General features: G+C 57.8%; 6 protein-coding genes. All 6 read left to right on the top strand.

What is annotated here, in order from left to right:
* Positions 1-822, top strand: an 822-nt coding sequence (locus G113_RS17910; RefSeq protein ID WP_005908163.1) for an ATP-binding cassette domain-containing protein, incomplete at its 5' end; no start/stop codon positions are given.
* A 687-nt stretch (positions 823-1,509) separates the two neighbouring features.
* On the top strand, positions 1,510-2,358 hold the full coding sequence (gene focA / locus G113_RS17905) for a formate transporter FocA (protein WP_005908162.1): 849 nt from the start codon (positions 1,510-1,512) through the stop codon (positions 2,356-2,358).
* A gap of 45 nt (positions 2,359-2,403) precedes the next feature.
* Positions 2,404-4,686, top strand: a complete 2,283-nt coding sequence (gene pflB / locus G113_RS17900) for a formate C-acetyltransferase (RefSeq protein WP_005908161.1) — start codon at positions 2,404-2,406, stop codon at positions 4,684-4,686.
* Positions 4,687-5,000: 314 nt separating this feature from the next.
* The gene (locus G113_RS17895) at positions 5,001-5,966 is read left to right on the top strand and encodes a tripartite tricarboxylate transporter substrate binding protein (protein WP_005908160.1); all 966 of its coding nucleotides are present in this window, start codon (positions 5,001-5,003) and stop codon (positions 5,964-5,966) included.
* A gap of 59 nt (positions 5,967-6,025) precedes the next feature.
* On the top strand, positions 6,026-6,487 hold the full coding sequence (locus G113_RS17890; protein ID WP_005908159.1) for a tripartite tricarboxylate transporter TctB family protein: 462 nt from the start codon (positions 6,026-6,028) through the stop codon (positions 6,485-6,487).
* A 9-nt stretch (positions 6,488-6,496) separates the two neighbouring features.
* On the top strand, positions 6,497-7,128 hold a 632-nt coding region (locus G113_RS17885; RefSeq protein ID WP_005908158.1), incomplete at its 3' end, for a tripartite tricarboxylate transporter permease.

Below are 7,128 nucleotides of genomic sequence, written 5' to 3'. Positions count from 1 at the left end.
AAGAAGGCCCAGATTGCCGACTTGCAATCCTTCGTGTCGCGTTTCAGCGCCAACGCCTCCAAGTCCAGCCAGGCCACTTCCCGTCTCAAGCAGATCGACAAGATCAAGATTGAAGAGGTCAAGGTGTCCAGCCGTCAGAACCCCTTCATCCGCTTCGAGCAGGAGAAGAAGCTGTACCGCAACATCCTGGAAGTGGAAGGGGTGTCCAAAGGTTATGGTGAGGCGCCCCTGTTCAAGGGCCTGAGCATGATGCTGGAAGTGGGCGAGAAGGTCGCCATCCTGGGGACCAACGGCATTGGTAAATCCACCCTGATCAAGACGCTCATGGGCGAACTGGAACCGGACAGCGGCACCATCAAATGGTCCGAGAACGCCCAGATAGGTTACTACGCCCAGGATCACGCCGAAGACTTCGACACCGATCTCAATGTGTTCGACTGGATGGCCCAGTGGAAACAGGCCAACGAAGATGAGCAGGCAGTACGCTCCATTCTGGGTCGTCTGCTGTTCACCCAGGACGACATCAAAAAGCCGGTCAAGGTACTCTCCGGTGGCGAGCAGGGCCGCATGCTGTTTGGCAAGCTGATGATGCAGCGCCCCAACATCCTCATCATGGATGAGCCGACCAACCACCTGGACATGGAATCTATCGAATCCTTGAACATGGCGTTGGAAATGTATCAAGGCACCCTGATCTTCGTCTCTCACGACCGCGAGTTTGTCTCCTCCCTGGCGACCCGCATCATGGAACTGACCGAAAACGGCATCCGCGACTTCGGCGGCACCTACAAAGATTACTTGCGTACCCAAGGCGTGGTGTAACCTCACCCAGCTTTGCGATACACAGAATCCGGCGCCCAGTGCGCCGGATTTTTTATGGCCCGGTGTCGGCGTGCGGCGCGCCTTGCCTCTCTCCTATCCTCCTATTTGTCACCTCCCAACAACCCGCCTCTGCAAGCTCTTTAGAAGGGGATCGTCCCCTGCTGGCCGCCCGCGTCTTCATCCCGAATGCTCGTTTGGCGGCCTCTTTGTTTCCCGGGACCGCTTTTGCCAGACTCATCAGAACAGGGACAGCGTCGGGCCTGACCCAAGCGAGCGACAGAGGAAACAGGTTCGCTTCTCGCAGCCAGCAAGAATGGACAAGGTGGTTGTCATATGTAACCTGCCAACGCTCGGCTATACTGGGTCTTCGCGCGGCAGCCCATGATGACAACCAACAGAAATCACCTCTTTAGGGGGATCCTGAAAAACGCCTGGAAAGTGGGGAAGAAGCACGCAGCACAGCAAGACTCAACCGAAGTGTAACTTTATAACCTGACTAAAATCATTTAGTTATAAAAACATCATTTATATATCAGCTGAAACTACCAAACCGGCAGTGGATGCCAGGGAAGCCATAAAAACTGTAGTAAAATTACATTCACAATCAGTCAATCTTGATCGGCATCAATTTTGGGGATCCCCCCCTTTGTTATGATTTCCACAGGCAAAATTGCAGGACAATGACAATTGAAAGCAGAATCCCCCTTTGACTGTCTCAAGCCCGAAGCCATCGCTGCACTGGCTGAAGACATCACCTATGCCAAGGCCACCAAGCCCGCATACAAGGTCATTCCCCTCGCCATCACCGCTGGCGCCTTCATCGCTCTCGCCTTCATTTTCTACATCACTGTCACCACTGGTGCCGGTGGCATGGCCTGGGGCATGAGCAAGCTGATTGGCGGCCTCTGCTTCTCCATGGGACTCATCCTCTGCGTCTTGCTTGGCGCCGAACTCTTCACCTCCACCACCCTGACGCTGGTAGCGAAAGCGGCCGGGCGCATCAGCTGGGCTCAACTGTTCAAAAACTGGGGCCTGGTCTACTTTGGCAACCTGATTGGCGGTCTGCTCATGGTGGCGCTCATCGTCATCTCGGCGCAGTACACGGCAGACAATGGCCAGTGGGGGCTCAATGCCCTGAATGTGGCGCAGCACAAGCTCCATCACAGCTTCTTCGAGGCCGTGGCGCTCGGCATCCTTTGCAACTTGATGGTATGTCTGGCGGTATGGATGTCGTTCGGCGCCCGCAGCGCCACCGACAAGGTGATGGTGATGCTGCTCCCCGTGGCCATGTTCGTCGCCTCAGGGTTTGAGCACAGTATCGCGAACATGTTTATGATCCCGGTTGGCATTGCTATCCATGCCCTCGCCAGCCCGGAGTTTTGGCAGGCCATCGGCCAGAACCCGGCGCAATATGCCGACCTGACCGTTTCGAACTTCGTCTTTCACAATCTGATCCCCGTGACCATAGGCAACATCATTGGTGGCGGAGTCATGGTTGGTCTGACTTACTGGTTTATCTTCCGTCGCCATCATTAAGGATGATGACGGGGTACTACATCAATACCGTGTGAGGTAATGAAAATGGCAGAACGTAACGAGCAGTTCCAAGCAGCATGGGAAGGCTTCGCTCCTGGTGAGTGGCAGAACAGTGTCAACACCCGCGACTTCATCCAGAAGAACTACACCCCTTATGAAGGTGATGAGTCCTTCCTGGCTGGCGCGACTGAAGCGACCTCCAAGCTGTGGGACAAGGTCATGGAAGGCATCAAAATCGAAAACCGCACCCATGCGCCGGTCGATTTTGATACTGACCTGCCCTCCACCATTACCGCTCACGATGCCGGTTATATCGACCAGGGCCTGGAGCAGATTGTTGGCCTGCAGACCGACAAACCGCTCAAGCGCGCCATCATCGCCAATGGCGGTATTAAGATGGTTGAAACGTCTTGCAAGGTGTACGGCCGCGAGCTGGACCCCATGGTCAAGAAGATCTTCACCGAGTACCGCAAGACTCACAACCAGGGCGTGTTTGATGTCTACACCAAGGACATCCTGAACTGCCGTAAATCCGGCGTCATCACCGGTCTGCCGGATGCCTACGGCCGGGGTCGTATCATCGGTGACTACCGTCGTGTCGCTCTATACGGTATCGACTTCCTGATGGCCGACAAGCTGGCCCAGTTCAAGTCCCTGCAAGACGACCTGGAAAACGGCGTCAACCTGGAAGCCACTATCCGTCTGCGCGAAGAGATCTCCGATCAATACCGCGCCCTGGATCAGATGAAAGAGATGGCTGCCAAGTATGGCTGCGACATCTCTGTACCGGCCAAAAATGCCAAAGAAGCCGTGCAGTGGACCTACTTCGCCTACCTGGCGGCGGTCAAGTCCCAGAACGGTGCCGCCATGTCCTTCGGTCGTACCTCCAGCTTCCTGGATGTCTACATCGAGCGTGATCTCAAGAAAGGGATCATCACCGAGCAAGAAGCCCAGGAGCTGATGGACCACATGGTCATGAAGCTGCGCATGGTTCGCTTCCTGCGTACCCCTGAGTATGATTCACTCTTCTCCGGCGACCCGATGTGGGCGACCGAGACCCTGGCGGGCATGGGCGTGGATGGCCGCACCCTGGTCACCAAGAACAGCTTCCGTATGCTAAACACCCTGTACACCATGGGCCCCTCCCCTGAGCCGAACCTGACCATACTCTGGTCCGAGAAGCTGCCGGTGGCGTTCAAGAAGTACTGTGCCAAGGTCTCCATCGAGACGTCTTCCGTCCAGTACGAGAACGACGACCTGATGCGTGCCGACTTTGACAACGATGACTATGCCATCGCCTGCTGCGTCTCCCCGATGATCGTCGGCAAGCAGATGCAGTTCTTCGGTGCCCGTGCCAACTTGGCCAAAACCATGCTGTATGCAATCAACGGCGGCATGGACGAGAAACTCAAGATCCAGATCGGCCCCAAAACCGACATGGTGACCTCAGAGTACCTCGACTACAACGACGTGATGGACCGACTGGATCACTTCATGGACTGGCTGGCCAAGCAGTATGTCGCCGCCCTGAACATCATTCACTACATGCACGACAAATACAGCTACGAAGCCTCGCTGATGGCGCTGCACGACCGTGACGTCTATCGCACCATGGCTTGTGGCATCGCCGGTCTGTCTGTTGCGGCCGACTCCCTGTCTGCCATCAAGTACGCCAAGGTCAAGCCGGTGCGTGACGAAGATGGCGTGGCCATCGACTTCGAAATCGACGGTGAATATCCGCAGTTCGGTAACAATGACGCTCGCGTCGATGACATCGCCTGTGACCTGGTCGAGCGCTTCATGAAGAAGATCCAGAAGCTCAACACCTATCGTAATGCCGTGGCAACCCAGTCCGTACTGACCATCACCTCCAACGTGGTGTATGGCAAGAAGACAGGTAACACCCCGGATGGCCGTCGTGCCGGTGCACCGTTTGGCCCAGGTGCCAACCCGATGCATGGTCGCGATCAGAAAGGCGCCGTCGCCTCCCTGACTTCCGTTGCCAAGCTGCCGTTCGCTTACGCCAAAGATGGTATCTCCTACACCTTCTCCATCGTGCCGAACGCACTGGGGAAAGACATGGAATCCCAGAAGTCCAACCTGGCAGGCCTGATGGATGGTTACTTCCACCACGAGGCCAACCTCGAGGGCGGTCAGCACCTCAACGTCAACGTGATGAACCGCGAAATGTTGCTGGACGCCATGGAAAACCCGGAGAAATATCCGCAGTTGACCATCCGTGTATCCGGTTATGCCGTGCGCTTCAACTCCTTGACCAAAGAGCAGCAGCAAGACGTCATCACCCGTACCTTCACCGCCTCCCTGTAAGAGAGTCGATGTGAACAAAAACCGGCGCCAAGGCGCCGGTTTTTTTATCTGTCGCTATCCAATCGTCGCACCCTCCCATCTTTGACGCCCCAGTGCCTGCGCCCTGTTCACCCACCAGCCCCCATCCTTGCCATGACGTGGCTCGACCGTTACGAGGCCAAGACTCTGGCTGATCCCGCTAGCATTGCCCCGTCACAGGCTGAAAACAGAATGAACAAAATAGCCACAAGAGCCTAAATAGCCATTTCGGTCACAATCTTTTCCATTACGCCACCCGACATTAACCTTCCTGCAACAATCACAAGGAGAGCACCATGTTGCAAGGAACCTTCAAACGCACCCTGATCGGTAGCCTGCTCGCACTGAGCTTCGGCGCCCATGCCCAGATAGACGAAATTCACTTCCTGATCCCGGGTGGCGCAGGGGGCGGCTGGGATACCACGGCCCGCGGCACCGGTGAAGTGCTGACCAAGTCAGGCCTTATCCACACTGTCTCTTATCAGAACATGTCTGCCGGTGGCGGCGCCAAGGCGATTGCCCACCTGATCGAGACCTCGTCCCAGTCCGAAAAGACCTTGATGGTCAACTCCACCCCCATCATCGTCAAGTCCCTCTCCAAGGAGCTGCCGCAGTCATTCCGGGATCTGACCCCGGTCGCCGCCATCATCGCCGACTATCAGGCGCTGGCGGTCAAGGCTGACTCTCCCTATCAGAACTGGGCCCAGCTGCTGGCCGCTTATGAAGCCAACCCATCCAAAGTGAAGATCGCCGGTGGCTCTGCCCGTGGCAGCCTGGATCATCTGGTGGCGGCATTGACCTTCAAGAACGCCGGCGCCGATGCCAGCAAGCTGCGCTACGTGGCCTATGATGCCGGCGGCAGTGCCATGGCCGCCGTGCTGGCCGGGGAAACCCAGGCCATCTCCACCGGATTCGGTGAAGCGATGGAAGCGGTCAAATCCGGCCAGATGCGCATCCTGGGGGTCACCTCGGACAAGCGTCTGCCCGGTGCCGACCAGGTGCCGACGTTCAGCGAGCAGGGCAACCCCACCGTCTTTGCCAACTGGCGTGGCTTCTTTGCCTCCCCCAGCATCACCCCGGAAAAATCGGCCGAGTTCGCCGTCCTGCTCAAGCAGATGTATGACAAACCGGAGTGGGAGACGGTTCGCGCCCGCAACAGCTGGACCAACCTCTATAAGTCAGGCCCTGAATTTACCGCCTTCCTCGAGGGCCAGGAAAAGCAGATCGGCGGCCTGATGACAGAGCTCGGTTTCATCAAATAATCCTCGTTGTCACATAACAGGCGGGCCCAGCGCCCGCCGTCCATGTTGGAGAGCACATCATGAATATCACCAAGGAGCGATTCGGAGGCCTGCTGTTTTTGCTGCTCTCCATCGTCTATGGCTACTACGCCACCGAGATCCCCGGCTACCCCGGCGACGAATACGAACCCTTCACCGCCAGCACCCTGCCCTATGCCTTGGCCGGGCTTGGGGTGCTGCTTTCTCTGCTGCTGATGGTCTCCCCGGGGGGCGAGCACCTGCGCAAGGAGCCGGGTGACTGGCGCCGGGTCTTCATCCTGCTCGGGCTCATGGTCATCTATGGCCTGGGTCTGACCTGGTTTGGTTTTGTGCTCTCTACCATCGCCTTCCTGACCGTGGGCATACGCGTACTGGGCGAGCCCAGCCTGCGCTACGGCCTGATGATCAGCGTTCCCTTCTCCATCGGTTTCTGGGCACTGCTCACCAAGGGGCTCAACGTCTATCTGGAGCCGGGTCGTCTGTTCACCCTGCTCGGGTTTTAAGGAGTCATCATGTTAGACGGAATCTTGCAAGGACTCGGCACAGCACTGCTGCCAGTCAACCTGATGATGGTGGTGCTCGGCTGCTTCGTCGGCACCTTCATCGGCATGCTGCCGGGCCTGGGTCCGGTCACCGCCATCGCCCTGATGATCCCCATCACCTATGGCCTGGATCCCTCCTCCGGCATCATCTTGATGGCCGGGGTCTATTACGGCGCCATCTTCGGGGGATCTACCTCGTCCATCCTGATCAACGCCCCCGGTTGCTCGGCAACCGTGGTGACCGCCTTTGACGGCTACCCCCTGGCCTGCAAGGGCCAGGCAGGCAAGGCCCTGGCCATCGCCGCCTACGCCTCCTTCACCGGCGGCACCCTGTCCGCCATCATGCTGATGGTGGCGGCCCCGCTGCTCGCCAGGGTCTCCCTCTCCTTCCAGTCGGCGGACTACTTTGCGCTCATGGTACTGGGCCTCTCGGCCGTGGCGGCGTTCGCCGGCAAGGGTCAGGTGCTCAAGGCCCTCATCATGGCGCTGTTTGGCATCATGATCTCCACCATCGGCATAGACCGCAGCGTCGGGGTGGACCGCTTCACCTTCGGGCTGCCGGACTTGCGCGACGGTTTCTCCTTCCTGCTGCTGGCCATGGC

The sequence above is a fragment of the Aeromonas molluscorum 848 genome (genome assembly GCF_000388115.1).
Taxonomy (GTDB): domain Bacteria; phylum Pseudomonadota; class Gammaproteobacteria; order Enterobacterales; family Aeromonadaceae; genus Aeromonas; species Aeromonas molluscorum.
This window is presented reverse-complemented; position numbering and strand designations above follow the sequence as displayed.